A 26277-nucleotide genomic window follows, 5' to 3' on the forward strand; every position below is an offset into this window, starting at 1 on the left:
TCTCCTGGTTTTAAGGTGTTCCTATTATAACACGTATTGGCAGAATTCTAGGAAGTCCGATAGGTGGGAAAATCGCGTCATTCAGCAGAAAAAGTTAGGGCGGCGAAGAGAGGCGAGGTACAGCGCTTGACTCTGCCATTGATGTCAGGGTGTATAGTAGGGCTGTCGGAGAGGAAGGGGTGACGCATACGAGAATCGGCGAACTGTCCAAGGCCACGGGAGTGAGCATTCGTTCGCTTCGCTATTACGAAGAGAAGGGGCTGCTCACGGCTTCGCGCCAGGTCGGCAGCGGGTACCGCGAGTACCACGCGCTGGCGGTCGAGCAGGTGAACACGATCCGCCTGTACCTGTCGCTCGGACTCGGCACCGAGCAGATCGCAGGCTTCCTTCACTGCGTGATGAAGAGCAAGGAAGCGTTCTGCGCGGAGGTGATGCCCGTCTACGAGCGGAAGCTGGCCGAGATCGAGGAGCAGATCGCCCAGCTCGGCGCCATCCGCTCCAACCTGATCGATCGAATCGCGTCCATTCGCGAGGAACGGCTCGAGGTACGGTGCGAGGAACAGCGCGAGGAACAGCGCGAGGAACAGCGCGAGGAACAGAAGGAGGGGAACATTCATGGCATTAACTCTGCTGAATGAAGTGGAAGATTTGCGCAAGCTGACGGGCGAGGCGAGCAAGGTGGGCGAGGCGAGCGTGGCGAAAGTGGTGAGCGAGGCGGACAAGGTGGGCCAGGTGAATGGATCGAATGCGGTGGGCCAGGTGAACGGGACGGATGTGGTGAGCGGGGAGGACAAGGTGGCCGGGATGAACGGGGCGAATGTGGTGAGCCAGGTGAGCGAAGTGGATGCGGCGAAAGTGGCGAACCAGTCGAGCGGAAGAGTCGCCGGGAATGCCGGCCTCGCGAGTGACGCTCGGACTCCGGTTGCCGCCGCTGCTCCCGTCGCCCACCACGTCGCGGTCGTGGAGTTCGGGGCCGTGTGGTGCCCGCCGTGCCGCGTGCTGCTGCCGTTGCTGGATGAGCTGTCCGACGAGTACGGGGGCGCGGTGAAGTTCGCGAAGGTCGACTGCGACGAGTCGCCGGACCTGGCGTCGAGCTTCGGCGTCATGAGCATGCCGACCGTTGTTTTCTTCCGGGACGGTGTGCCGGAGAACAAGCTCGTCGGCCTCCGCCCTAAGCAGGCTTACCGTGAGATCATCGACCGACTGGCCCGGGCGTAGACTCCAGCTTGCAGGGCGCGCGGGACTTCCGAATGTCGGAAAAACCGACATTCGCCACGTCGTATGGGCGCGTTTCGCTCCCGAATGTCGGAAAAGCCGACATTTGCCGCGTCGTATGGGCGCGTTGCGCTCCCGAATGTCGGAAAAACCGACATTCGCTACGTCGTATGGGCGGAGGGGCTCCCAAATGTCGGAGAAACCGACATTCGCGGGCCTTGAGTAGAGCTGAATGCTGAAAAAATCAGCATTCAGGAGCCGCAGAGATGCTGCATCGTGCTGAATGCTGAAAAAATCAGCATTCAAGTGTCACGGAGGTGCTGCATCGTGCTGAATGCTGAAAAAATCAGCATTCAGGAGGCGCGAAGGTGCTACATCGAGCTGAATGCTGAAAAAATCAGCATTCAGGAGGCGCAGAGATGCTGCATCGTGCTGAATGCTGAAAAATCAGCATTCAGGAGGCGCGAAGGTGTCTGCATCGGGCTGAATGCTGAAAAAATCAGCATTCAAGTGTCACGGAGGTGCTGCATCGTGCTGAATGCTGAAAAAATCAGCATTCAATCCCAGGGGACGCGAGGGAGACGGGGACCTCGGCGTCGTAATTGCCACGCGAGGCGATAGGCGTCATCTATGCCGCATCTCGCAAGCCTTTCGCATCCCGTCGCAGGTACCTTCCGTGCTGGCAGCCATTCGCCGCGCGTTGAACTGCGCCAACAGCAAAGGCCCAGCAGATTCCCTCTGCTGAGCCTTTGCCCGCGTCTTGGCGTTGTCCGCCTTCCGCTACAACCAATTCCGCGCCACTCGCGATTGCCCCGCCAGTCGCCCGCTGTTCGCGCCACGCTACGAGTAACTAGCTCAACTCCATTCGACTCTGCCCGGACAGTCCGCCGCCACTCGCGATTGCCCCGCCAGTCGCCCGCTGTTCGCGCCTCACTATGACTAGCTAGCTCGACTCCATTCGAATCCGTCCGGCCAGTCTGACGCCACTCGCGATTGCCTCGCTAGCCGCCCGCCGTTCGCGTCCCGCTACGACTAACTAGCTCGACTCCATTCGACTCCGCCCGGCCAGCCTGACGCCACTCGCGATTGCCACGCTAGCCGCCCGCCGTTCGCGTCCCGCTACGACTAACTAGCTCAACTCCATTCGACTCCGCCCGGCCAGTCTGACGCCACTCGCGATTGCCCCGCCAGTCGCCCGCTGTTCGCGCCCCACTATGACTAACTAGCTCGGCTCCATTCGACTCCGCCCGGCCAGCCCCGCCGTTTCACGCCTCGGCAGTTTCGCAGCGCGGCCCGTCACGGCAGCCACAAGCTGTGCGAGCCGAGGGAGGCTATGACAGCCGCGTGTTGATTGCGGAGCGGATTCTGCGCCACTCGGCGGCTTGCCGCTCGAACTCGGCGAGCAGGCGGTCGACGTCGTCGCCGAGGTTCGCGAGCTGATCGTACCGCAGGCTGTCCAGGGCCGGCAGATCGGCGCCGTCCTCGAGAGCGGCTGCGGTCGGGATCGCCGCAAGCAGGCGGGCGATTTCTTGCTCGACGACGGCGACCGGGGAGACGCCGCGTCTGGTCGCGACCGCTCCAATTCCGCCGCCCGCCGCTGCCTCCGCTGCACCATCGTCGCTTCCAGCCCCGCCGCCCACTCCGCCGTTCCCGCCAGTACCGCCGCCCGCCCCAGCATTCCAGCCGCCACCGCTCCCAGCACCGCCGTCAACTCCACCGCCGCCAACGCCAACTCCGCCACCGCCGAGCGAGCCGCTGGCAATGCCCGCGCCTGGCCCGCCGTAAGCTCCGCCGGCCATCCCGGCCCCGAGCCCCGAGCCACCCGCCGCCCCGAACCCGCCCGCGCCACTCGCCGCCGCACCAAGCCCGCCCGAGCCGAGCCCCGCGCCACCTGCCGCACCGAGCCCTGCCGCACTCCCCGCCTGAGCCGCACTCCCCGTCTGAGCCGCCGCCTCCGCCCGAGCCCGCTCCTCGGCTTCCAGCCGGGCCGCTTCCTCCGCCTCGGCGCGCTCCTTCTCCCGCTTCGCGCGTTCCTTGCGGTTGTGCTCGAACGTCGACCACGTCTCCAGCAGCTCGTAGCCCGACTTGTAGAGCAGCTTGCCCTTCAGGCCGTCCGACACGCTCTCATCCTTGAAAAGCTTCGCAATCCGCTTGATATCCGGAACCGGAGTCTCGTCCCGCGCGAACGTGAGCGCAAGCGTGTCGCGGTACTCCATCGGCAGGTCCTTCAGCGGCAGGACCTGGTCCTCGGTCAGCCTGTCCTTGCGGATCTCGGAGCCGGCGACGATCAGCTTCTTGACGGCGCTGCCGAACTTCAGCAGCTCCAGCTTGTTCTTGATGTAGTTCTCCGGCTTGCCGAGCTTGCCCGAGAGGAACTTGGTCGAACAACTGAACCTTGAATCGTTCAGCATTTTGTGGAAGGCTTCGGCTTCCTCGATCGGCGAGAAGCCCTCGCGCGTCAGGTTCTCCGCGATCTGCTCCAGGTAGATCTCCGTCTCGTCGGTGACGGCGGAGACGATGCAGGGCACCGTCGGCAGGCCGAGCATCGAGCACGCCTTGTAGCGGCGATTCCCGTAAATAATCTTGTAGCGCCCGTTCGGCAAGGTGCGCACCTTGATCGGCGACAGCAGCCCGAGCTCCCCGATGCTGTTCATCAGTTCCTGCAGCGCCTCGTCGTCGAATTGATAACGCGGCTGGTCGGTATCTTCGTCGATCAGGTCGATGCGTAGGTTATGGATGTCCATCGGTTAACAATCTCCTATTCTCAATATAAATAAATTATAGCGTAGACTTTAACACGTGGAAATATGAACGCGCTTAATCGTCGCCAAACTCCCACAATATGGAACAATAGAACGATTTGATGCTGCGCCCTCCTCCAAGCTCTACATTTTGATGCAAATACGGCCATTCGACTTCCCCGCGCAACCGGGATGCTATAATGGGAGCATTCCAGGCCGAACGCCGAATGCCGAAGGAGATGCGAGAACGATGCGGAACGTCCTGTCGCACCTGGTGCCCCATACGCTCAAGTACCGGATCTTCGCCGTGTTCGCGCTGATCATTCTGATTCCCTTCAGCGTGCTTAACCTCTACAATTACCAGAAGATCGAATCCCTCGTGCAGAAGAAGATCAGCGAGCAGAGCCACGAGCAGCTCGACAACCTGCACCGTTCCCTGGACGACCAGCTCAGCATCGCGTTCAAAACACTGATCTTCCTCGAGCAGGACTCCGACGTGCGCTCGATCCTCCAGAGCCCGGAGAACAACACCGTGCTGGCGAACAAAGAGCTGATCGAGGACAAGTTCAAGGGGCTGAACAACAGCTTCTTCCTCTATAATCCTTCCGTCTATTACACGCTGCTCGACCTCGGCGGGAACGTCTATACGTCCTACCAGCCGAGGGTGCGGCTCGATTACGACCGGATTCTGGCGAACCCGCGCTTCGCGGAGCTGAAGGAGACCGGCTCCTCCTACGTCTGGGTGACCGACGACGAGAACTACGTGTCCCGCGACATCACGAAGAGCCCGACGCTGCTGTCCCTCTACTCGGAGCTTCGCGACAACCGCAACCGTCCCTACGGCCTTGCCCGCGTCAGCATCGACTTCTCGTTCTGGTTCCAGTCCAACCTGCAGAAGTCGGTCAGCGAGCAGGCTTACTTCATCCTGACGAGCAAGGGAGAGCGGATCGCCCGCTCCGATGCCGATGCCGAGCTGTCCGCCCAAGCGATCGCCCAGGTGTCCGCTTCCGCGCAGAACGGCTACTGGATCGACAAGGAGCGCAAGGAGCTCGTGAACTACAGCTACCTCTCGTCGCTCGATTGGTACATGGTCAACAGCATTCCGCTCAGCATTCTGTTTAATGAGATTGAGACGCTTAAGAAGCAGTATTTTGCCACCTTCTATGGAATTACGGCCGCCTTCATCGTCGTTGCGTTCATGATCGCCCATGCGTTCACCCGTCCGCTCGCGCACATGATGAGGAAGATGAAGGAAGCGGTCCGCAAGGATCTGCGCATCCGCCTGCCGGAGAAGAAGTACAAGGGCGAGATTCTGGAACTGACGAGGACGTTCAACGCGATGATGGTGGACATGAACGGGCTGATCCAGCGCTTGAAGGCCGAGGAGCGGCAGAAGGACGCCGTTCACTTCCAGATGCTGCTCGCCCAGATGAATCCCCACTTCCTGCTGAACACGCTCAATACGATGAAGTGGATCGGCATGAGGGGCAACAACGAAGAGATCGTGGAGATCTGCCTGTCGCTGGGCAAGCTGCTCGAGACGAGCCTCAACTCGGACGTGGACCTCATTCATCTTCACGAAGAGATCGAGCTGACGAAGGCGTTCGTCTACATCCAGCAGACGCGCTACGGCAACCGGTTCGCGGTGGAATTCAGCTATGACGAGAGCGCCCTGTACGCGCTCGTTCCGAAGCTGAGCCTGCAGCCGCTCGTCGACAACGCCATCCGCCACGGCATCGGCAACATGGCCGAAGGAGGCCGCATCCGCATTCGCGTTACGCTTGGAGAGGAGCGGAAGGAGCAGCTTGTGCTGGAGGTCGAGGACAACGGCGTCGGCATCGAGCGGTCGAGGCAAGCCCAGCAAGGGCGCAAGCGGCCGGGCATCGGGCTGTCGAACGTCCGCGAGCGGCTTCGCCTGCTGTTCAAGGACAAGGGAGAGCTGGAGATCGTCTCCCTGGAGCAAGGCACGCTGTCCCGCATGGTGCTGCCGTTGCTCCTGTCCGAGCCTTATGAGGGGAACCGCGAGAACATCTCTTGATTATTTTCCAACGGGGGCAAAAGGGGGCTTCAGCATGTGGAAAGTTCTGCTTGTGGAGGATGAGACGTTCGTGCGGGAGTCGGTTCGCGAGAGTATTCGTTGGGAGGACATGGGCTTCACCCTGACGGGGGAGGCGAGCAACGGCGAAGAGGCGCTCGGGATGATCAAGCGCGACCCGCCCGACCTCGTGCTGTGCGACATCGTCATGCCGCAGATGGACGGGCTCGCCTTGCTGAAGGAGACGAGGAAGGCGGGCATCGCGTCGAAGTTCGTCATGCTCACCTGCATGGGAGACTTCGAGTCGATGCGGCAGGCGATGGAGTTCGGCGCGTCCAACTACATCCTCAAGCTGTCGATGAGCGTGAAGGACCTGCGGGAGACGCTCGGGAAGATTGACGCGGAGCTGAAGAGCGCCGCGGCCGGCTCGGGTTATTCCACCGGCTCCGACTCCCGTTCCGCTTCCGCGCCCGGGGGCGCCGCCGCATCGCTGCAGGACAGAATCACCCATCCCGAAGTGAACAAAATCATCCACTATATAGAACAAAACTACGACCGGGACATCACGCTGAAGTCGCTCGCGCGGTACGTCATGATGGGGGAGAACTACGTCAGCGCCCTGTTCAAGAAGAAGACGGGGGAAACGCTGATCCATTACCTGCACCGGGTGAGGGTGGAGAAGGCGATCGAGTATCTGAAGCACACGGAGCTGCCGGTGAACCGGATCGGCCAGAACGTCGGGTTTATGAACGACAATTATTTTATTAAGATTTTTAAGCGGATGACGGGCACGACGCCGAGCCAGTACCGCCTGACGAGATAGGGCGGAGCGCCGTCAGCTTGATAGAACGATTATTCGCTGAGGATGGGCGTCGCCGGGTGCGCAATTGCACAGTTCTGTTCCATATTCCGCATGATTCTGTTCCTTCCGGCACGGCCTCCCGCCTTGCTATGCTTGAGCTGCACCACCACAATCCAAGTTCGATCAGGGAGGTCATTACTCGTGACAAAGACAAGATTGGCCATGGGAATGTCGGCAATCGTTCTTGCGTCAAGCGTCCTCGCGGGATGCGGCGGCAATAACAATAACGGCGGCAACGGCGGCGCGAATGTGGAAGCGTCTTCATCTTCAGGTGCATCCTCGACCGCCTCGGCTTCCGCCCCGGCGAAGTCCGGCGAAGTCGTCAAGCTGAAGATGTGGGGCGGCGTGCCGGCGGAATCCGGTCCGCAAGCGGTCGTCGACAACTGGAACAAGGAGCATCCGGACATTCAGGTCGAGTACGTGCGGTACGTCAACGACGACGAAGGCAACCTGAAGCTGGACACGGCGCTCATGACGGGGCAGGACGTCGACATCTACGTGAGCTACACGATGAGCCAGGCGCAGAAACGCATGGAATCCGGCTTCATGGCGGATCTGGGCGCATACGGGGACTACAACATCGATGAGAAAATGGGCGCGGACGCCGCCAATTGGAAGATTGACGGCAAGTACTACGGCATGCCGACGACGATGAGCTCGTACTTCGTCGCGCTGAACAAGGATGCGCTGGATGCGGCCGGTCTGGACGTTCCGAAGGAGTGGACATGGGACCAGCTTCGCGACTACGCGAAGGCGCTGAAGCAGGGAGACGGCTACGGCTTCATTCAGAACACGGAGCCTTACGCCGACCCGCTCGATTCCGCGCTGACGAAGGACGGCTACACGAAGGCGGACGGCACGTCCAACCTCGACGACCCGCTCGTCAGCAAGTGGCTCGAGACGCTGAACGCGATGATGTACGACGACAAGACAACCCCGCCGCTCGGCGAGCAGCTCACGAGCAAGATGCCGGTCGAGCAGATGTTCCTCAGCGGCGAGGTGCCGATGCTGAACATCGGCGCGTGGCTGCTGCGCAGCGCGAACAACTTCACGGATTACCCCCGCGACTTCAAGATCGCGTTCGCGCCGGTGCCGCGCTTGATGGACAGCGCGGGCGACTACATCACCCGCGGCGGCCTCGGCGACTTCATCTCCGTCAACGCGAAGTCCAAGAACACGGCTGCGGCGTGGGAATTCCTGAAGTGGTACGCGGACGGCGGCATGGCTCCGATGGCGGAAGGCGGGCGCATCCCGGCCTCCAAGGACGCCGACCGCGACGCCGCGCTTGCGAGCATGCTCGGCTCGAAGCCGGAGACGTACGACAGGGATTCGCTCATGTACGTGACGTTCGAGGATACGACGCCGAAGTTCGTCCGCTCCGTGCCGCAGGAGGTCGTGGACCTTCGTTCGCAGGAGTACGAGAAGTACTTCCTCGGCGCGCAGTCGCTCGAAGACACGCTGAAGGCGATGGTCGCTCGCCACAACGATTATTTGAAGCAGAACGCGAAGTAGGGAGCGGGAAGTTCCGCCAAGCAATTATGGAATGCAAGCGGTTAGCTGACAGGGCGGCGAACATGTCCGCCCTATTTGTCGATGGATTCGCTCATGCCGTTTGCCGACTTGCAAGAGCTTAGCAGCACAAAGTCTACGGGCAAGAATGTATGGCCATCCGACCACCCTATCGTCAGCATTCGGAATCCTTTGTAATACGTACCTGTAGCATGATCTTTGAACCTGGCGAGCAACTCAACGGCTTTGCTGCAATTACGTTCAAACATTTAATCGTCGATGATGAAGACGACATCCCGATCCGCGGACGTCAGCGCATCTACCTTCTTCACGGTAGTCGCGCTAAGCGAAGTCAGAAAACGGCGCCATGCAAAGCCGGCATGATTGAGAAAGCGATGAACCGCATCTTTGCCGGGCATGGAATCGTCTTTGCTGCTCTCAAGCAGGCAAAACCAGTTTTTCCGATGGAACAATAATACGAAGACAAGTTTGAATAGCCGGGCGCAGCTAAAGCCAAAGCGTTTACGAAATCCAGCTTGTTGCAGATGCTGCATGACTTTCAATTCTTGGAATACTGGCTTTAGTTCGTTAGGCAGTTGATTCAATTCGGATGGTTGGGCTATCATTAGGATAGACACTTCTTCGGTTGAAGTGATTGCTCGACATTCTCACTTTAGCAAACGAAGTGGTGTTTTTCTATTTACAAGCCTAATCACTGATTGCCTTTAAAGACTACAACGACATGCTCTCAAGATGTTTTTGCTCTGCGAAAGTTGAGTTACTTACACCTACTTCTGATAGGTATTTCTCTGAGTGAATCGTGTCTCTATTGACAGACTGCAGCATGAATTCAATGTTTATCATCAATTGTCTTATGAATGAATCCCAGTTTTTATATATTCTGATTGATGCCTTCTTAGTGAACGGAGCATTTTTAGTCAGTCTTATTCTTTCATTTAATAGATACATTGTCTGACCTAGATTCTGAGCTGTTGGATAGGTATTCTTATAAGGGATCTTATTATGGTCGATAAATCCCCTTTTAATTTGATTGGGCACTCCATTCTTATTAAGTTTCCAATATTTTTCTTCCTCATCATTTTTTGGATTTACCTTGTCATTAGAATAATCTGAAATCCAACAATTAAAGTCTCCTGTCAACTTTTCAAACAGATCCATAGATATTATCGAGAAATCTAGATCGGAGCCACTGTTATATTCTGCTCCGTAGTTTGGAAATGAAGAAAGCGAATATCCTGTTCTTGCGCTACCGATGATTGTAATTTCCTTCTCATTGATGCCAAGTTGTGCTGATAGCCAAGTCCGTACTTGTTCATATATCATTGGGTTGTTTCGAAAGACATATGGAATTCCTTCTGTGATCCATAATCGTACTATTGATTTTTTCTCACTATCAGTGCTGTTTAATAACGAATGTAAAAGTGTATCTGGGCTTAAATATTGACCATGTATAGTGGAAATTTGTTCGGACAATTCAAATGGTTTAACCATGGTTGCTCTCCTTCCATGTTTTCAATTGACGAATTAAATAGCTCTCTCTTTGATTTATTTTCTTCTCCTGCTCGTCAGATAAAAATCTGGGTTCTGGATATTTTAATCTAGCAATTAGTGCTATGGATTGCTCTAAATTTAAATCCCAAATGTTATAGTTTTTTCTTAAACATGCCTCTTGAATTCCATTCATTTTCCAACCGAAATAAGCTTCATATAAATAAAGTTCAGAGATTATTGTCTTTGAAAGTTTAACTTCCAGAAGCACAGACAGGAAAATCTCTCTCACCTTCCTTTTTATAGTGATTTCTTTATCGTTTAATAAGGTCCTGACCAACTGCTGAGTTATTGTGCTTGCACCTTCTAATTTTTTGTAAAATATTATCCTCTGTAGCGCTCGAACAATTGCGATAGGATCAAATCCATAATGCTTGTAAAAACGCTTGTCCTCAGCAATGATTAGGGTTTCAATTAATAAATATGGAAACATTCGTTTGTTCCCATCGAGATTTTTTGAATACTTTCTTCGAGCCCTTATATAAAGGATTTCCCATTGCTCCTTATAAAAAAACAATGCAATCAATGTAATTAACTTTACAAACATATAAGATATCACCTTATTATCCCTAGCGTATTAGATTCAAAATTAATTCTATATGTAAGTAGGATTAGTTATGTTACTCTGTTTCAGTTCCTGATTCTACAAGCTTATAAAATTTATTTTCCAAAACATTATGAATTATTATTAAATAATTGAAAATATGACCTTCTTCAAATCGGACAGCATATACGTTATTCGGTAACTTATAACATTCAATAACAAACCAAGAAGATGCGCCCAATTGTTTAGGACATGTGATTAGATGTTCTTGTTCCTTTTCGATTTGTTGAATAACAGATCGTTCCGCTTTCCCAGTAGCAGAAATTATTATTTGATCCCACAAATCAATTACATTATTGTTTGTTACTATCGTTAAGTCCATCACTACCATCCTTATTTCAGCAATTGTCTCTTGTTAAACTTTCTATTCTTTCAAACTATACCATGTTATATTAAATTTCAACAATTCAGATTACAAATTTCCACATTTACTGGTCACTACCTCAACTTTCGCAGAGCAAAAACATCTTGAGAGTATGTCGTTGTAGTCTTTAAAGGCAATCAGGGATTGGGCTTGTAAATAGGGTTTGCTGAACGATACTTTACCCGAAATACAGGCTGAGGCGACGGCGGAGCAGGACGGAAAATAGGAAGCCCAAAAGAACGCGCAGCCTGCGTTCCAGGTTCATCACCAGCAGTTGCAGCGTGATGGCGGACAGACTCGTCTGCGCGAGAAGCGAACGGCCAAGCCCATATTGCGCTTGCCTTCTCCAAATTTACCTTCGATGGCGTTGCGTTCGCCGGCATCCCGTTTGTCCTGGTTCCGTTGCCCGTTCGTCGAACTGGCCTTCCGCGGCCGTCCTAAAGCTGGACCGCTGAGCCGAATGCCATGCTGCTTGCAGAAGTTCCGGTTCTCGCGTGTGCGATAGATTTGATCCGCCTGCACGACGGCCGGATACGATGAACGTGGTACTCTCGTTGAAATTGTTCCAGGACGCTCGTTCCATGAACGCGTAGCCCTTCGTCATGCTGACGGCGAGCTTCGCGCCGAACTCTACCCGCGCCTTCGCTTTCCCGCGTACGATCAGCCTTACATGCGGATGATGGATGCTCACGATCCGGTCATCGATCTGGTGCGAGCGTGTCTGGTACATGTGAAGCTGCTGACGGTACAGTGAATCACCAGCAGATCGCGATACGCTTTGCGAGTCAGCCGCGTGAGCGGCTGCGTCTTCACTTGCTCGGCGATGATCGCGAGATTCCGTCCCACAAACCCCAGTTGACGGCGGATCGCTTTGCAGATCACCTTCGGCCCCGGCCGGCGCTGCTTGGATACCGCCAGAACCTGCTTTCGCGCTTTCTCCCGGTAGGTGCGCGGTTTTGCCTTTTGTCCGACCACCGGTTCATGCAACGTATTGATGATCGCTTCGAGCTTCTCCCGCGCTTCGTTCAACAGATTCAGATCGGTCGGATACGCCACATCCGCCGGCGCGCAGGTGGCGTCCGCCAGCATCGCTCTTTGATTCGGTTGCTCCGGCGCTTCAGACACGGCGGTCGATTCCATCGACGTGTCTTCGAACAGCACTTGTTGCCCGATCTCGGATGTTTCCGTCGTTGGACGAGACGCCCTTCGCTTGCGTTCCCCGCCGCCGCTTGTGCCGAGACTATCGTCGTCATCGTCTTTCGTTTCTTTCGCGCCTTCGATGGCGACGATCTCGTTCATCTCGGCCAGCACGTCTGTCAGACGCTTACGGAAATGCGTCATCATTGAATGATGAAACGGCGGCTTCATCGTGAAGCCGGACAGACCGATGAAGTATTGCATGTAGGGATTTTCGCTGATCGACTCCAGCGTCTCCCGGTCCGTCAGTTGCATACGCTCCTGAATGAGGAGCGCGCAGAGCCCTGTTCGCAGGCTAATCGTTTGTTGGCCACGAAAGGTGTTTTTGAAAAAGGAACCATACTTCTGCTCCGCTCCGCCCACGGCACCAATCGCGCCAACCGGACCCAGCGATTCTCTTCGCCCAGCCTGCCGCCGAAGGGCAGAAAGAAATCGCCGGGCAGGAGCAATTGGTTTTCGAGGTGTGCGGTCGGCTTGAACATTTTCGTCACTCCATCTGCAAGGGTTTTGGGCTGCTTTCGAGCATTTCCTTTGCATATGATTTCGACAAATGGGCCTCAAAATCCTTGTTGTTATGCGGTTTTTGTCGGTTTTTCAAGCATTCAGCAAGCCCTACCTATGATCACGATCTCTTATTCGTCCGTTTCCTGGAGCATCGGGAGGCTATCACCGAACTTTATCGCGATTGGGAATAGAACGATTTGATGCATTCCGCCCTCAGGCTGCCGATCCGGCGGCTTTTTTTACATGGATTTGTCGCATGAATCCGATGGTTTTGTTCCTTATGGGGACGCGCCGCGCTTGGTAGACTTGACGTATCCAATCCCAAGCAGAAGCGAGGATGACGACACTAATGAGAACCAATTGGATGAGGAGACAGCGGCTGCTGGGCTACGTGTTCATCGGACCGAGCATGCTCGGCATTCTGGTCTTCTTCTTGATCCCGGCGGCGTATTCGTTCTACCTGATGTTCACGAATTACAAGTTCATGAGCCCGAACGTAGACTTCACGGGTCTCGATAACATCAACCGGCTGCTGCACGACGACCTGTTCTACAAGTCGCTGAAGAACACGATTATTTTCCTGCTTGCCGTTCCCGTCTCGGTCGGGCTCGGCTTCCTCGTCGCGGTTGTTCTGAACGAGAAGCTCTATCTGAAGAAGCTGCTTCGAGGCCTCTACTTCATGCCCTACATCACGAGCGGCGTCGCGGTCGCCTTCGTCTGGATGCTGCTGTTCCAGCCGAAGCAGGGGCCGATCAACGGCCTGCTCCGCAGCATCGGCATCGACCACCCGCCGGGCTGGCTGTCGACGACGACGTCCTCGATGTACGCGATCGACATCATCTGGGTGTGGTTCATGCTCGGCTACAACATGATCATTTACCTGGCGGCCCTTCAGGAGGTATCCCCCGAATTGATGGAAGCGGCGAAGATCGACGGCGCCCGCAAGAGCCAGGTGCTGCGCAAGATCATCTGGCCGCTCGTCAGCCCGACGACGTTCCTGCTGCTCGTCACCGGCCTGATCATGTCGATCAAGACGTTCGGCATCATCCAGGCGATCACCCAGGGCGGGCCGGGCAACAGCACGACCATCCTGTCCCTGTACGTTTACCAGAATGCTTTCCGCTACTATGACATGGGTTACGCCTCGACGATCTCCTGGGCGCTGTTCGTCATCATCCTGCTGATCACGGCGGTGCAATGGATCGGGCAGAAAAAATGGGTTCACTACTAAAAACCGACAACGAGGAAGGAGGAACCCTGCATGGAGCTTAAACGACGAATGAACGGGGACGTGCCTATGCGTTTGCTGCTGACGGTGGTCATGCTTTTAGGCGCCATAATTATGATTATCCCCTTCATCTGGATGCTGACAACGTCGCTCAAGACGCCGACCGAGGTGTTCGAATATCCGATCAAGTGGCTTCCCGCGCACCCGACCTGGGACCACCACATCAAGGTGTGGAGCGGCACGAAGAGCTTCGGAACGTACTACCTCAACTCGCTTAAGATCGCCATTATCGGCACGGTGGGAGCGACGTTCATCTCGGCCTTCGCCGCGTACGGGTTCTCACGGATCGAATTCAAGGGGCGCAACGCTCTCTTCATGGTCTACCTGTCGATGATGATGATCCCGCCGCAGGTGCTGTTCGTGCCGAAGTTCATCATGTTCGAATGGGCGGGCATCTACAACACGCATTGGGCGCTTATCCTGCCCGGCTTCTTCACGATCTTCGGCGTGTTCATGATCCGGCAGTTCTTCCTGTCGGTCCCGCACGAGATCTCCGAATCGGCGTTCATCGACGGAGCGGGCCACTTCCGCATCTTCCTGCGGCTCATTCTGCCCCTGGCGAAGCCGGCGCTGGCAACGCTCGCGATCATCGATTTCTCCTGGCAGTGGAACGACTACGAGAACGCGCTTGTTTTCCTGATTGATGAGAAGCTGTACACGGTGCCGCTCGGCCTGCAGAACTTCATTCTCGAGAACATGATCGACTACAACGGCATGATGGCGGCCGCTTCGGCGGGCATCGTTCCGATGATTCTTGTGTTCATTATCGGCCAGCGCTTCATCATCCAAGGCTTGACCAATTCCGCTGTTAAAGGGTGAGAGCGAAGGGGAGGGACCACATGCGAAGCGAGACGATTCAATCCGAATTGGTGGATCGAGTGGGGCGGCGAGCTCGATACGGTTCGCGACAATGTGCGCATTCGCGACGAGCTCTGGTCGGTCATCGCGGAGCTGTTGGAGGTTCGGGTTTACTCATAGTAGCGTGAGAAGGGTCCGGAACCGGTTGGTTTCCGGATTTTTCTATTTTCCTCAGAAGGGGGAACCTTCCAGGGAGCAGGCGCGTCTATAACGGCGGGGGGATGAATCATGAGAGGGAATAACCGCCGGATTCGGATCGCATTCGTCATGGCGCTGCTTGTACTGACGATCGCATTCGGTACTTCGGGTCCTAATAGGCCTGGGTCGTCGATAGGAGAAGGCTCCTGCAAGGCCATTCTGGAGTGGGTCGACTTCCTGATGATTAACGGCATTACCTATCATTACAATGACGAAGGAACGGTCCCTGTCGATGCGGATCAGCTTGGGGAGCAGGTAGGCGTCATTACGTACATGCTTAACAATCATGCTTGCACGGATCACGTGACCAAGAACGGAGATGCTGCATTCCTGCCCATTGGGACCGCTGTTTACGAGTGGAAGGGCTACAAGCCGGAGTTCCGGGTGGTAGCTGGGAATAAGGTGTACCAGGTTAACCGCAATCCGAATGCCTCGATGATGGGAGATCTCCTCGACATTGAAGGCAAGACAGCGAGAGTCAGCCTTGAGAGCGGCATCGACGGCAGTCCGATCGGCGACTTCCGTCCGGAGGCGTCCGAGGAATTCATTCGCGAGCTGCTGCCGCTGGCTTATGTCGGCTTCGACGCAGTGTATGAGAAGGCCAAGCACGAATCGGGCGTGTTCCTGCGCATCCACTTGACGGACGGCACCTCGTTCCGGATGGTGTACTACCCGCAGGCGAACGGGTTCACTGCCGGGGCCTTCGGCACCGAGGCGCTCCGGCAGCTCATCATGACCCAGCGAGCGGCGATCAAGGCGGCGGCGGGCTTGTAGACGCAGGCGAAGTTATGTGCAAGGGCTAACGAATTGTGTAGTAATACTTCTCACGGTAGTTGCCTGGCTTGCGTCAATTGCAAAGAAATTTGCCATAGAACTGCGGAATTTATCGGATTTTGAACGATTATTTCAAAACGGAATAGAAGAATTGACTTTTGGGCATTATCATTCATATAATTATTTTGTGTTTTGCAGTATTTCAGCAAAATGGAGGTGTTTGATTTGCTTCTGGAATTTAGGACAAAAAATTATAAATCCTTTAAAGATGAGCTTGTATTCTCACTGATTCCTGCCCCAAAGCAAAAGGGTCTTGACTATAGTATTTTGCATGAGAAAATTGCTTCTAAAAAGTATAAGGCTCTTTGTTCGGCAGTCATTTACGGTCCTAACGCAGCGGGTAAATCCAATATCATTGGAGCGATGGAAGTTCTTCAGTCCATAGTTTTACGCGGAAATATTCGTGACGGTGAAAGAAGGTCAATACCCAATGCTGCAGTAAACAGTTTGGAGTTAATTCCAAATCGCTCCTATCACCTCGCGGAGCCAGTTCATTTTTCCATAAAGTTTATTGAAGACGGTCTTTTGTTGGAGTATCAACTAGTTCTTGATCTAGGCTTGTTTTTGGAGGATGACTATAAGAGAACGGTATTATCCGAGAAGTTATTTGTAAATGAACGCATGATTTTTTCACGGGAGAATGGCCTTAACTTTGAAGACCTAAAAGTAATTGGGCCTTATTTAAATAATGAGTTTGAAAACAATGCAAATGGTGCTATTTCTTTGGCTAGAGGCAATCTAAATGGCGAAGAGTTGTTTCTTATGAATGGCTTCAAGACCATGTTTAGCTCCAAACTTGTTAGCATCGTGAGCAATTGGTTGGAACACAAATTTATGGCCATCTATAGAGCAGACGCCGTTCAGCTAATCAGACGGTTTTCAGATCCGAAGAAGAAGACGGTTTATGTTGAGAAAACTACCAATGAAGCAGCTCAGTTGTTTGGAATAAATTCAAATGCTTTGGGCTATGTGGTGCATGATGAGGAATCAGAAGCTAGGCTGTATTCTCTTTTTGAGGGGCGGCAATCTTTGCCTGCAGAAATATTTGAGTCACATGGGACTGTTCGGTTTGTTAATATATTTCCGTTGATTATCAATGCTCTGCTAAACGGAGGGACGTTGATTGTCGATGAGTTTGAATCAGCACTTCATCCGATGGCTCTGATGAGTATTGTTAACCTATTTCATAATAATGACCTGAATAAGAAGAATGCCCAACTCATTTTCAATACACATAATCCCATCTTTCTTAATGCCAACCTCTTTAGGCGTGATGAAATCAAATTTGTAGAGCGTGACGAGAATACACATAATAGTATCCATTATTCATTATCGGATTTTGGAACATCAGGAGATAATGCTGTTCGCATCCATGGAGACTATATGAAGAATTATTTCATTGGTCGGTACGGTGCAATTACGGATATTGACTTCACCTCTATTTTTGAAGATGTATTGAAGGAAAGAGAAGAGGTGTAATTATGCAAAGAAAGCCTATTCAAAAGTATTATTATTCAGTGGAAGGAGAAACTGAAGAGTGGTACTTAAGATGGTTGGAGCAGCTCATCAATGATGATTCTAACTCTATTTTTAAAGTCTCAATTCAATCCAAAATCGAGAAAGATCCATTGAAATATGCCAAAAAGCTAAATATGATATCTAGGACTATTGTGACACATTTGTGCGACTATGAAAGTAATGACACGGAACATACAACTCAATTTAGAGGAACGTTGAATTCTTTAAAAGAGACTTCTAGGCAAGGGAAGAAAATTGATTATCGCCTGGGTTACAGCAATTTTACGTTTGAGTTATGGATTACTCTTCATAAGGCTGACTGCAATACTTCATACAACCATAGGCGTCAATACCTAGACCCCATTAACAGAGGGTTTAATGAGAAATTTACAGAACTGGCGCAGTACAAGCGTGAGTCTGATTTCAAGAGAATACTTAGGAAGATATCTTTGTCCGACGTAAAAGATGCTGTTAAACGAGCTAAAATCATTATGCAGAGAAATAAACAAAATGGTCTAGTGCCACATGAATACAAAGGGTTTCATTATTATGCAGATAACCCATCTCTCACAATTGGTGATTCAATTGAAAGTATTCTGAAGGATTGCAAGTTGCTATGAGTTGAGAGATTACAAAATTCATATATCAATCAGATGAAAATTTAAACATATCGAAGCTTGAGGGGGAGATAGCGATGTCCGACAAGTAGGAGGCCGTCCCATACAGGGGCGGCCTCCTTAATCCACTTACGCCTTGCTGCGCTCGACGATCATGTCGGCAAGCGTGTCGATCTGACCGGCGACGGACACCGGGTCGAAGTACAGGAAGGTGTTGTAGTCCAGCACGTATGCCTGGTTGTTCTTGACGGCCGGGAGGCCCTTCCAGATGGCGCTGTTCAGGATGGAGTCCATCTCTTCCTGGGAAGTGCCTTCGTTGAAGCAGATGAAGACGTGATCGGCGCTGGCGAAGTCGGGCAGCGCCTCGAGCGAGATCTCCTTGATGCCGGCGCCCGGATCGATGACTTCCTTCTGCACGATCTCCGGAATCTTGAGCTTAAGCGCATCGTAGAGGGCATAGCCGCCGCGGCCGTAGTTGTCGCCGAGGATGGAGACGGTCTTGCCGCGAACGTTGACGATGACGGCCGAATCGTTCTCGCCGACGATGCCTTGCAGCTTCGCGCGGCCTTCTTCGGCCTTCTTCTCGTAATCGGCCAGCCAGGCGTCGGCTTCGGCGGTCTTGCCGAACAGATCGCCGAACAGCTTGATCTCTTCCTTCACGTTCTTATACTGCGAGTAAGCGACGTGAACCGTCGGAGCGATCTTCGACAGCGCGTCGTAGTTCTCGACGTCGAAGTCCCCGATGACGATCAGATCGGGCTGCAGGGCGGCAACCTGTTCCAGATTGACGGGTGCGCCGACATCCTCGATGCCTTGCTCCTGCTCGGTCAGGTAAGGGCTGCCCATCCACCATTCCTTGTTGGCGCCGATCGGCTTGATGCCGAGGGCAAGCAGCGTTCCGTGGAAGTAGCCGGCGACGACGCGCTGCGGGTCGGCCGGAATCTCGACGTCGCCCTTGTCGGTCGTGACGATGCGGGTTCCGGATTCCGCCGCAGCGGATTCCGAAGGAGCAGCGGATTCCGAAGGCGCGGCGGACGGGCTTGCCGAAGGCGAAGCGGAGCTGCCCCCATTGTTGTTGTTCCCGCAAGCGGCAAGCAGGCCAACGATCAAGGTCAAGCAAGCGATGAGTGCAAACTGTCTAAGACGTGCGAACTGCATGTTTCTGGGTCCCCCTAGGCTAAATGGAATTAAGAATCATTCTCACCCAAGCATCGTACCAACGTTGCCGCATATCGTCCATGCACTTACATGATTAGTTTTCATGACGAATGTGACGGGGACCGGCGCTCCGGCGAACGAGTCGACGATGAATGAGCCGGAGATGAACGGGTCGAGAACCAGCGCAGCGTCTCCTCCAACTGGAGCGACATAGAGAGCGGATCGAAGCCGTAGAAGACGTCGGGATTCGCTTCATACACTTGTCCCTTGCGAACCGCACGCAGTTGCCTCCATTCCGGGGTCCGATAGAGCGTTGTGGACTCGTCTACCCAGTGGGAGCTGTACGGCAGCAGGAAAATATGGTCCGCATCGTATTGCGACAGTTCCTCCAAGGGAACCAGACGATTCAGCAGGCGGCGATCGATGATGTCCGTCTTCACCTTCGGCGGAGGGGAGAGGCGCAGCCATTGGTACATCAGCGGCCCGCTCATGCTCCTCAGATCGCCGTAGACGTAGATTTTGCCGGAGACGAGCTTGTAGATGGCGACCGTGTCGCCCGGGTCCAGAAGCGTTCGCAATCGTTCCCGCGCGTTCGCCGTACTCTCGTCGAATTCGGCCAACCAGCGCTCGGCGCGGCTTCTCCGCCCTGCAATGTCGGCGATGAGCAGGAACTGCTCGCGCCAGCCCAGGTCCTCCAGCGAGACGGGCAGCACCGGAGCTATTCTCTTCAGCAGCGGCAACGGCTCGAAGATCGAACTGCAAGCGATAAGGTCGGGAGCCAGCCCGGCGATTCTCGCTTCCGTTCCTTCGTTCCAGCCGGCGATCCGCTCCATGCCCGAGAGATCGAGCCCGGACCCGGCGTAATGCTCGGCCATCCACGGCTCGATGATGGCGAGCCTGGGGACGATGCCGAGCGTCAGCAGGACCGAGGTCAACTGATGCTGGAAGCTTGCGTACACCTTCGGCTTGGCGGCGTAGGCTGCCGGCGGGACGCCGACCTTCTCCTTGAACTTGCGGCTGAAGTAGAACTCGTTCTTCAGGCCGACGCTCTGGGCGATATCCTTGACGCCGAGCCCCGATGTCTGCAGCAGCTCCTGGGCTCTCGTCAGCCGCAGCCGCAACAGGTACTTGACGAAGCTCGTTCCCGTCTTGTCCTTGAACAACCGGGAGAAGTGCTCCGGACTGATCCCGGCCATGGAAGCGAGCTGCTCCCGCGTCACGTCTTCGCTGTAGTTGTCGTCGATATAAGCGACTGCCCGCTCGATTGCGGGCAGCAGCCGATCCTCCTCGCTCGGGGGACGGGCGGAGGTGAGCGAGTGCAGAAGCTCGCAGAGCAAGGACTGGAACCGCAGGAGCGACTTCGTTCCGCGGTCCGTCATCTCTTCGAACAGCTCCTGGGCGAGATGGAGCGAATGATAAGGGGAGGACAGCCGGATCTCCCCGGCGTCGGCCCAGCCGGCGGGGCGGCGCCGGTAGGCGATCTCCTCGCCGGAGTGCGGCGCGGCGGGCTCGATCGCGTCGAAGGAGACGCGGTCGACGATCAGCTTCCGGTCGCCCGTGTTGAAGATGTGCATGCCGACTCCGGGCGGGCAGAAGAGGGCGGTCTCCCGGTTCAGCGAGAACTTGCGGCCGAGCAGGTAGAGCTCGCCTTCGCCTTCCCGCGCAAGAATAAGCAGGTCGGAATCCGCTACGTTCCACTCCTTCTGGGTAAAGGGAGAATAGACCAGCCGCTGAATGCCGCGCGGGAGAACCGCGGCCGCCGCCAACGGACCAAGCGGCTCGGGGGACGCGGGCGCCTCGGAATAAGCCGCCCGGAGCTTCTTCTGTTCCCGCAGCGACTTCCGCACCTCCTCCGCGGCGGCCTCGTCGAGGGCCCCGAGGTGCTTCACGAGGCGGTGCTTGCTTCGCCCATTCTCGTCCTTGTAGGAGGTGACGATCTTATAGTAGCAATAAGGCTTGCCATTCTTGGTGACGACGCTCTTCTTCAGGAACATGACAGGCACACCTCGGAGTTGGGGTTGGAGTTGGGGACTACTTTCGGGACTTTCTTATATGGACAGTTTAACAGAAACAAGCTTCGTCCGCCTCCGGGAAATGTTGAACCGCATCCCGTTGTCCTTCGTCTAATAGGAAAACAGCTCATTAAGGGAGATGAATGCCAATGCGCATTAATCATAACAACAGATCATCGACTAAGAAACGTACGGCTACACGGGCGGTATCGTTCGCGACGGCTCTGGCTCTCTCGGCCTCCATCTGGGTGGGCGCGATGGGACAGGCCTCGGCGGAGGCCGGCACCTCTTATAAAATCCTGAACCAGTCGTTCGTCATTAACGGAGCTTCTTCTTCCGTCTCCGTCCTGAATTCGTATGATACGACCTACGTCGGCTTGCGGATGCTGAGCGATAAGCTCGGGCTCAAGACGAATTGGAATCAAGCGCAGAAGACCGTCACGGTCGAGGGCAACGGCAGAACGCTTGTCCTTGGCATCGAGTCGGGAGCCATTACGCTGAACGATCAGACCCTCTACGGACTTCCGCCTATCGTCGACAAGAACACCACGTATCTCCCTCTGCGTTTTCTGCTGGAGCGTATGGGGTACGAGATCGTATATAATACTTCGACCAAGGGAATCGAGATCTCGAAGCTTGCGGAGAATGCCTTCGCGATCGGCACGGAGAAGATCGAATACAGCGACGCGAAGAAGAAGCTTGAGCTTGTCGTGAACTATCCGCAGCTATCCGGCCTCAAGGATGCGGACGTGCAGGCGAAGATCAACGACTATCTGAAGCAAGAAGCCGAGACCCAGGCGGCGGAGGGCAAGCAGCAGTTGCTTGAAGCGGCAAGCGACACCGGCGAGTGGGCGACCGAGTTCGACGGAACCTATACGGTAACCTATAACGAGCAAGGACTGCTCAGCCTCTACGTGGATTATTACATCTACATGGGCGGGGCTCATGGCGGCACGGTGCGGGTCCCCTACACGTTCGATCTGGCGACCGGCAGCCTGCTCACCCTCAAGGATGCGGCCAAGCAGAACGCGGACTACGTGTCGATCATCAACAAGGCGATCAAGGCGCAACTGAAGGCAAGGGACCTCGAAGACGGCATGCTGACTCCGTTCGAGACGATCGAGCCGGACCGCGACTTCTACTTGAACCACAACGGCCTCGTCATCGCATTCGGCCAATACGAATACCTCCCATACGCCTACGGCATTCAGGAATTCGTTATTCCCCTGAAGTCGTTCGAATAAGATTTTTGACGAAGAGAGCGGACAGCCTGACGGTTGCCCGTTCTCTTTGTGTTATAATGACGGCAACGACCAATCGGATATTGGAGGACTGGCATGCTAAGTTTCGAGGAGAAGCTCGCCATTGCGAATTCGTTCGCGGAGCTCGAGCGCAGGGACGTGTCGATGGGACGCGTGAATTACCATTATGAAGGAAGCGCATTTGAGAAAAAAACCGTGGTGTACCGGCTTCATCCGAACGGCAACGGGTATGTGTACGCGGGGAGACTGCGGGAATATGACGATGCTGCCGACGAGAAGGGCATGGTCAGCATCCGGGACTTCGGAGCGGAGGAGCTCCGCGAGATCATCGCGAAGGCGATCGCGTCCTTGACGCAGGGCGGAGCGGCGGCGGTCGGAGCGAAGGCGCCGTCCACGGAAGAGCGCTGGGTCAACGCCGAGAAGATGACGCTGGAGCTGAAGCTCGAGGACGAGGAAGAGGGGCTGGGCGGCATGTGGTACGTGTACGCGGGGCTGAACCTCGACGGCGTGTTCGAGACGTACCAGGAAGCGGTGCAGTACCTGGAGGAAGAAGGCTTCGCCCGGGCGTGAGGCCGCAAGGAGGAATCGGGGCATGGAGACGACCGCGCAGCAGGTAGCGGAGTGGATGGTGAACGAGATTCGCGAACGGGGAATGCTCCGGCAGGAGGAGGCGATCGCATACGTGAAGGCCAACTTCGGAGAGCAATTCGTGTTCGTGAACGAAGCGGGCAACGCCTCCCTCGAGAAGGAAGTGAAGAAGGCGTTCCGCAAGCTGCACCGGGGCCGGGTCGCCTGGGACCGGGACGGCTTCTTCTGGGGCTGGACGTAGGGCGGCTGGCCAGCTCGGCAAGGGCAAGGAGCGCCGCTTGCCGCCGGAAGGGGGCTGCGGATCAACCGGGCTGGTCGATGTCGGACATGCCGTCGGATAAGCCCATATGCTCCCAAGCAAGCTCCTTCATCGCAATGTCGGATGAGGGAGCTTTTTTTTGTCATATCGGAGCAAGGGAGGAAGCCGCCGACGAAGTAGATGAAGTTGTTGCAACCACCGAAACCACCGTAATCGTCGCAACCGCCCCCCCTACCGCAACCAACACAATCGCCGCAACCGCTGCCGCCTTTTCCCAGTGGCGGAAGGGAGTATGGACTCTGTTTCAGGAACCGTAATAGTCCGGCAAGTCACGCCACTGCGCTCCAGAACGGATTACTTTGAGTGTGGCATTCAGCATCTTTCGGTTGAATGGAATCGTTCAACAGTAGAATGGGGCGAAATGTCGAAAATGGATGTAAAATGTATTTTTAATGGGATAAATGCACTATTTCTAATAAATGTTTTTTTTGGGACAATTGTTACATGATGTTGGCCAACATCGATAAGCAACTTCACTGCATTAATTTTGATCTAACGGCAACACAAGAGTGCTAAAGTAAAAACGAGGAGGTCAAAAAAATGAAATATCGGAAACTCGCCATTAGTACGGCAGTCGCTTTGGCTATAATGGGTGGTGGAGTCATATCGGCAAATTACTCCCTATTTAAGGTGAGTGATGACAACTATAAGGTGATTAATGTAAATGGCGAGCCTGTTCTTGTTCCCGAGATATCCCAGCAAGAACTCCAGGAAATCGCTGGTAATGCTCTGGACGTAAGTGAGCTTATCGAGGATCCAAACAAAATAAAAAACTACCTGAAAGCTAGCGTTCTAGCTAAAGTCAATGATAATGGCGAAATAGCACAAGCGTATTCGGAGTCGCTTACACTTCCTTATGAAGAAGGCAGTCTCACTTTAAATAAAATGGAGGTAGGAGATACCGTTTTATTTGCAACCGAGAAGGGGGTTCCCAATCCTGAATTGATTAATTCAAGCAATTTTGGTCTTTATGCCTTTTCGAGTGAATCAGGCAATATCTATTTACTTAATCCCTCATCATCCCGAATAACCAAAATATCCAAGGACAGCGTCGGAGAGTTTGATAAAACGGATATAAACAACGCTCCTCACGCTGATGTTGCGCTCCAGTGGGCCTACTCGCCGTTAATTAGTGAAGACAACCAAATCGTTTCCTATATGAGCAACCGCCGTGCTATTCAAAACGGAGATAACTTTGATGATATCTGGACCATTAATCTAAAGTCGGGAGAAGAATCCTTATTGATTAAAAACTCCCGTTCACTATTCTGGAAAGGGAGATCATTATACTTCTTAGATAATTCGACTAATAATATCAAATCCTATAATTTAGATACCGAGCAGGTTGAAGATATTGTATCCAATGCGGAACAATATCAATCGCTTGACAATAAAATTCTTGCATTCAGTCATCCTAATAATGCCACGGTCTACTTTAAGGACCTGCGTGCCACTAAGCAATTTGAATTAGCGGTAGATCAAGCCAGTCGCCTTACCTTCAACTTCCGATTGTCTCCGGATGCGGAAAAATTGTTAGGAACCGTATTTGTTGATCGGAAGGCAGCCTCTTCAAGAAAAATTATCGTGTATAACCTTGAATCCAAATCGCTTAAGTTATTTAATATTCCAAGCGAGAAGCCTGAACTGGCGGAAATCCAAGGATGGATTAACAACGAACAATTCATTGTCACAGTTTATAATGCTGATGGAACATCTTCGAACTCTGTCATTATGAACACTAATGATGAGGAGGTAAAATAAATGAAGCAAAGAAATAGGGCAATTGTTTATTCTCTCGTATTCCTATTATTTTTGAGCGTAAATGGCACCGCAACAGCCAACTCGTTCTCTTATAATAGTGGTTATATTGATTCGAAAGCGGAATGGGACTTATCTTGGATCCAACTTAAAAGTCCAGCGAGATCTTCGACATCCGCAACTACCAGTATTTACCCTGCCGTTAATTCCAAAAACAACTCCCCGCGATCGATCGGTTCTCGTCCCCACCAAGGAACGGACCTAGCCATGAGTGTTAACACTCCCGTCTATACTATTTATAGCGGGACGGTCAGCGCAAAACAAACATGGAAGTTTTCAGTGCTTATTTTCACCAATCAACATGCCAGTTTCCTCCATTTAACTCCTCTTTCTACCTTGGCCGTGAATGATGCGCTTGCAGTGGACGATCAAATTGGTACAATAGCCAGCACAGCCAACAATGGTGGCTATGCGGTGCATTTACATTTTGGAATAACAAATAATAAAATTGACGCATCCACTGTTGATTATGAAACGCTGGGACCGCGTTATGTATCAATTAGCAACTGGAACTACGGGATGGATTTGGATACAATTGCTAAACCGTATTACAATACTTCGTCACATGAATTGTTTATCTCCTCGTACACTTGGAACGACGGCCACTTACAAGAGCATTCGAAAGTTGAATTATGGTATAAGGTAGGAACAGCTAGTACGTGGAGCGTTGCCCAAATGTCAAAGTCGCATTATATGTCAGACCCGATGTCCCCCTATGCCAGCCAAGCCTATAGATGGTCAATTGATCTGGATACCATTGCGACTTCCGGCCAAACAATAAAATGGTATGTTGTCGGATATCGTAATGTTGACAGTCCGACGTATGATACGTATTGCGAAACAGGGGAAAGTAGTAATGCCGGAGGCGCTTGCTCAGTCACGGAAGCGCATAACTGGGCGTTATTCCCGGCAAAATACGATCATCCAGATGCGAATGGGAATAATTTCCCTTCAGCAACTCCAGTAAAATATGAAACTTTAACTGTATAAAAGGATGTTGTTGCAAATAATCGAAAGCCGCCTCTCCTGAACTGGGATTGGCGGTTTTTTCATTCGAGTCTGCCGTATAGGTTTGCATGTGGGCGTTGTGGGCTCTGCTCGTGGAATCGGACTTTTGAATCGTTGAATTGAAGTTATCTATAACACAAAAGCAGGAGCATCTCTTATTATTACATATAAATCCTAGTTGAATACAAGGTATTGGAGG

At 53.6% G+C, this 26277-nt stretch carries 22 protein-coding genes and 2 pseudogenes; 16 read left to right on the forward strand and 8 right to left on the reverse strand.

Annotation, left to right across the window (positions count from 1 at the left end; all coding sequences use genetic code 11):
• The first annotated feature begins 179 nt into the window (after positions 1–179).
• The 3 genes from E6C55_RS01050 to E6C55_RS01060 all read left to right on the forward strand — a co-directional run bounded on the left by E6C55_RS01050 (position 180) and on the right by E6C55_RS01060 (position 1836).
• Positions 180–638, forward strand: coding sequence for a MerR family DNA-binding transcriptional regulator (locus tag E6C55_RS01050; protein WP_136367916.1), 459 nt, complete (start codon positions 180–182; stop codon positions 636–638).
• Positions 616–1218 (forward strand): thioredoxin family protein, encoded by a 603-nt coding sequence (locus E6C55_RS35155; protein ID WP_330999581.1) that lies wholly within the window; start codon positions 616–618, stop codon positions 1216–1218. Before E6C55_RS01050 ends, E6C55_RS35155 begins: the two co-directional genes overlap by 23 nt.
• Positions 1219–1542: 324 nt before the next feature.
• On the forward strand, positions 1543–1836 hold the full coding sequence (locus tag E6C55_RS01060) for a hypothetical protein (RefSeq protein ID WP_136367917.1): 294 nt from the start codon (positions 1543–1545) through the stop codon (positions 1834–1836).
• Positions 1837–2546: 710 nt separating this feature from the next.
• Here the strand turns inward: E6C55_RS01060 and E6C55_RS35035 are convergent.
• Positions 2547–3959, reverse strand: coding sequence for a ParB/RepB/Spo0J family partition protein (locus tag E6C55_RS35035; protein WP_136367918.1), 1413 nt, complete (start codon positions 3957–3959; stop codon positions 2547–2549).
• Positions 3960–4206: 247 nt separating this feature from the next.
• On the opposite strand from E6C55_RS35035, the gene E6C55_RS01070 reads away from it, so the two are divergent.
• The 3 genes from E6C55_RS01070 (at position 4207) to E6C55_RS01080 (ending at position 8365) form a co-directional block, all read left to right on the forward strand.
• Positions 4207–5994, forward strand: a complete 1788-nt coding sequence (locus E6C55_RS01070) for a cache domain-containing sensor histidine kinase (protein WP_136367919.1) — start codon at positions 4207–4209, stop codon at positions 5992–5994.
• Between the two features lie 34 nt (positions 5995–6028).
• On the forward strand, positions 6029–6814 hold the full coding sequence (locus E6C55_RS01075) for a response regulator (protein WP_136367920.1): 786 nt from the start codon (positions 6029–6031) through the stop codon (positions 6812–6814).
• A gap of 180 nt (positions 6815–6994) precedes the next feature.
• Positions 6995–8365 (forward strand): ABC transporter substrate-binding protein, encoded by a 1371-nt coding sequence (locus E6C55_RS01080; RefSeq protein ID WP_230986456.1) that lies wholly within the window; start codon positions 6995–6997, stop codon positions 8363–8365.
• 74 nt (positions 8366–8439) lie between these two features.
• Here the strand turns inward: E6C55_RS01080 and E6C55_RS01085 are convergent.
• From E6C55_RS01085 to E6C55_RS01105, 5 genes and pseudogenes are all read right to left on the reverse strand, one after another.
• Positions 8440–8988, reverse strand: a pseudogene (locus E6C55_RS01085) (transposase); the annotation flags it as partial.
• Between the two features lie 106 nt (positions 8989–9094).
• Entirely contained in the window at positions 9095–9874 is a 780-nt protein-coding gene (locus tag E6C55_RS01090) for a hypothetical protein (RefSeq protein WP_136367921.1), read from the reverse strand.
• The gene (locus E6C55_RS01095) at positions 9867–10478 is read right to left on the reverse strand and encodes a transglycosylase domain-containing protein (RefSeq protein ID WP_136367922.1); all 612 of its coding nucleotides are present in this window, start codon (positions 10476–10478) and stop codon (positions 9867–9869) included. The genes E6C55_RS01090 and E6C55_RS01095 overlap by 8 nt, the downstream gene beginning before the upstream one ends.
• Positions 10479–10551: 73 nt before the next feature.
• Complete coding sequence (locus E6C55_RS01100) at positions 10552–10857, reverse strand: hypothetical protein (protein WP_136367923.1); 306 nt, start codon at positions 10855–10857, stop codon at positions 10552–10554.
• 220 nt (positions 10858–11077) lie between these two features.
• A pseudogene (locus tag E6C55_RS01105) lies at positions 11078–12578 on the reverse strand (IS5 family transposase).
• A gap of 371 nt (positions 12579–12949) precedes the next feature.
• Here E6C55_RS01105 and E6C55_RS01110 point away from each other — a divergent pair.
• The 5 genes from E6C55_RS01110 to E6C55_RS01130 all read left to right on the forward strand — a co-directional run bounded on the left by E6C55_RS01110 (position 12950) and on the right by E6C55_RS01130 (position 17916).
• Entirely contained in the window at positions 12950–13831 is an 882-nt protein-coding gene (locus E6C55_RS01110; RefSeq protein ID WP_136367924.1) for a carbohydrate ABC transporter permease, read from the forward strand.
• A 66-nt stretch (positions 13832–13897) separates the two neighbouring features.
• Positions 13898–14707 carry a carbohydrate ABC transporter permease gene (locus E6C55_RS01115; protein WP_407923683.1) on the forward strand — a complete coding sequence of 270 codons (810 nt, stop codon included), beginning with the start codon at positions 13898–13900 and terminating at the stop codon, positions 14705–14707.
• Between the two features lie 267 nt (positions 14708–14974).
• The gene (locus E6C55_RS01120; RefSeq protein ID WP_211093500.1) at positions 14975–15718 is read left to right on the forward strand and encodes a hypothetical protein; all 744 of its coding nucleotides are present in this window, start codon (positions 14975–14977) and stop codon (positions 15716–15718) included.
• Between the two features lie 225 nt (positions 15719–15943).
• Positions 15944–17257 carry an AAA family ATPase gene (locus E6C55_RS01125; RefSeq protein WP_136367925.1) on the forward strand — a complete coding sequence of 438 codons (1314 nt, stop codon included), beginning with the start codon at positions 15944–15946 and terminating at the stop codon, positions 17255–17257.
• Between the two features lie 2 nt (positions 17258–17259).
• Positions 17260–17916 carry an RloB domain-containing protein gene (locus E6C55_RS01130; protein WP_211093501.1) on the forward strand — a complete coding sequence of 219 codons (657 nt, stop codon included), beginning with the start codon at positions 17260–17262 and terminating at the stop codon, positions 17914–17916.
• A 126-nt stretch (positions 17917–18042) separates the two neighbouring features.
• Here E6C55_RS01130 and E6C55_RS01135 read toward each other — a convergent pair whose 3' ends face one another.
• Together E6C55_RS01135 and E6C55_RS01140 are read right to left on the reverse strand one after the other, a co-directional pair.
• Positions 18043–19071 carry an ABC transporter substrate-binding protein gene (locus E6C55_RS01135; RefSeq protein ID WP_136367927.1) on the reverse strand — a complete coding sequence of 343 codons (1029 nt, stop codon included), beginning with the start codon at positions 19069–19071 and terminating at the stop codon, positions 18043–18045.
• A 101-nt stretch (positions 19072–19172) separates the two neighbouring features.
• Positions 19173–21065, reverse strand: a complete 1893-nt coding sequence (locus tag E6C55_RS01140) for an AraC family transcriptional regulator (protein ID WP_136367928.1) — start codon at positions 21063–21065, stop codon at positions 19173–19175.
• A gap of 167 nt (positions 21066–21232) precedes the next feature.
• Here E6C55_RS01140 and E6C55_RS01145 point away from each other — a divergent pair, with 167 nt between their 5' ends.
• From E6C55_RS01145 to E6C55_RS01170, 5 genes are all read left to right on the forward strand, one after another.
• On the forward strand, positions 21233–22327 hold the full coding sequence (locus E6C55_RS01145) for a stalk domain-containing protein (RefSeq protein WP_168735386.1): 1095 nt from the start codon (positions 21233–21235) through the stop codon (positions 22325–22327).
• A 93-nt stretch (positions 22328–22420) separates the two neighbouring features.
• Positions 22421–22915 (forward strand): hypothetical protein, encoded by a 495-nt coding sequence (locus tag E6C55_RS01150; protein WP_136367930.1) that lies wholly within the window; start codon positions 22421–22423, stop codon positions 22913–22915.
• 22 nt (positions 22916–22937) lie between these two features.
• A complete protein-coding gene (locus E6C55_RS01155) occupies positions 22938–23174 on the forward strand; it encodes a DUF6953 family protein (protein WP_136367931.1) in 237 nt (78 codons plus the stop codon).
• Positions 23175–23792: 618 nt separating this feature from the next.
• Positions 23793–25013: a TolB-like translocation protein gene (locus E6C55_RS01165; protein WP_136367932.1), complete on the forward strand. Its 1221-nt coding sequence runs from the start codon at positions 23793–23795 to the stop codon at positions 25011–25013.
• Entirely contained in the window at positions 25014–26060 is a 1047-nt protein-coding gene (locus E6C55_RS01170; RefSeq protein ID WP_136367933.1) for a M23 family metallopeptidase, read from the forward strand.
• Positions 26061–26277: the final 217 nt, after the last annotated feature.

It is taken from the genome of Cohnella fermenti (assembly GCF_004801405.1).
Lineage (GTDB): Bacteria > Bacillota > Bacilli > Paenibacillales > Paenibacillaceae > Cohnella > Cohnella fermenti.

Excerpts from the sequence above, each read along its gene's own strand:
- E6C55_RS35155 (WP_330999581.1), top strand. The coding sequence starts at position 616 with ATGGCATTAACTCTGCTGAATGAAGTGGAAGATTTGCGCAAGCTGACG.
- E6C55_RS35035 (WP_136367918.1), bottom strand. The coding sequence starts at position 3,959 with ATGGACATCCATAACCTACGCATCGACCTGATCGACGAAGATACCGAC.
- E6C55_RS01070 (WP_136367919.1), top strand. The coding sequence starts at position 4,207 with ATGCGGAACGTCCTGTCGCACCTGGTGCCCCATACGCTCAAGTACCGG.
- E6C55_RS01075 (WP_136367920.1), top strand. The coding sequence starts at position 6,029 with ATGTGGAAAGTTCTGCTTGTGGAGGATGAGACGTTCGTGCGGGAGTCG.
- E6C55_RS01090 (WP_136367921.1), bottom strand. The coding sequence starts at position 9,874 with ATGGTTAAACCATTTGAATTGTCCGAACAAATTTCCACTATACATGGT.
- E6C55_RS01095 (WP_136367922.1), bottom strand. The coding sequence starts at position 10,478 with ATGTTTGTAAAGTTAATTACATTGATTGCATTGTTTTTTTATAAGGAG.
- E6C55_RS01100 (WP_136367923.1), bottom strand. The coding sequence starts at position 10,857 with ATGGACTTAACGATAGTAACAAACAATAATGTAATTGATTTGTGGGAT.
- E6C55_RS01110 (WP_136367924.1), top strand. The coding sequence starts at position 12,950 with ATGAGAACCAATTGGATGAGGAGACAGCGGCTGCTGGGCTACGTGTTC.
- E6C55_RS01115 (WP_407923683.1), top strand. The coding sequence starts at position 13,898 with ATGCGTTTGCTGCTGACGGTGGTCATGCTTTTAGGCGCCATAATTATG.
- E6C55_RS01120 (WP_211093500.1), top strand. The coding sequence starts at position 14,975 with ATGAGAGGGAATAACCGCCGGATTCGGATCGCATTCGTCATGGCGCTG.
- E6C55_RS01130 (WP_211093501.1), top strand. The coding sequence starts at position 17,260 with ATGCAAAGAAAGCCTATTCAAAAGTATTATTATTCAGTGGAAGGAGAA.
- E6C55_RS01135 (WP_136367927.1), bottom strand. The coding sequence starts at position 19,071 with ATGCAGTTCGCACGTCTTAGACAGTTTGCACTCATCGCTTGCTTGACC.
- E6C55_RS01140 (WP_136367928.1), bottom strand. The coding sequence starts at position 21,065 with ATGTTCCTGAAGAAGAGCGTCGTCACCAAGAATGGCAAGCCTTATTGC.
- E6C55_RS01145 (WP_168735386.1), top strand. The coding sequence starts at position 21,233 with ATGCGCATTAATCATAACAACAGATCATCGACTAAGAAACGTACGGCT.
- E6C55_RS01150 (WP_136367930.1), top strand. The coding sequence starts at position 22,421 with ATGCTAAGTTTCGAGGAGAAGCTCGCCATTGCGAATTCGTTCGCGGAG.
- E6C55_RS01155 (WP_136367931.1), top strand. The coding sequence starts at position 22,938 with ATGGAGACGACCGCGCAGCAGGTAGCGGAGTGGATGGTGAACGAGATT.
- E6C55_RS01165 (WP_136367932.1), top strand. The coding sequence starts at position 23,793 with ATGAAATATCGGAAACTCGCCATTAGTACGGCAGTCGCTTTGGCTATA.
- E6C55_RS01170 (WP_136367933.1), top strand. The coding sequence starts at position 25,014 with ATGAAGCAAAGAAATAGGGCAATTGTTTATTCTCTCGTATTCCTATTA.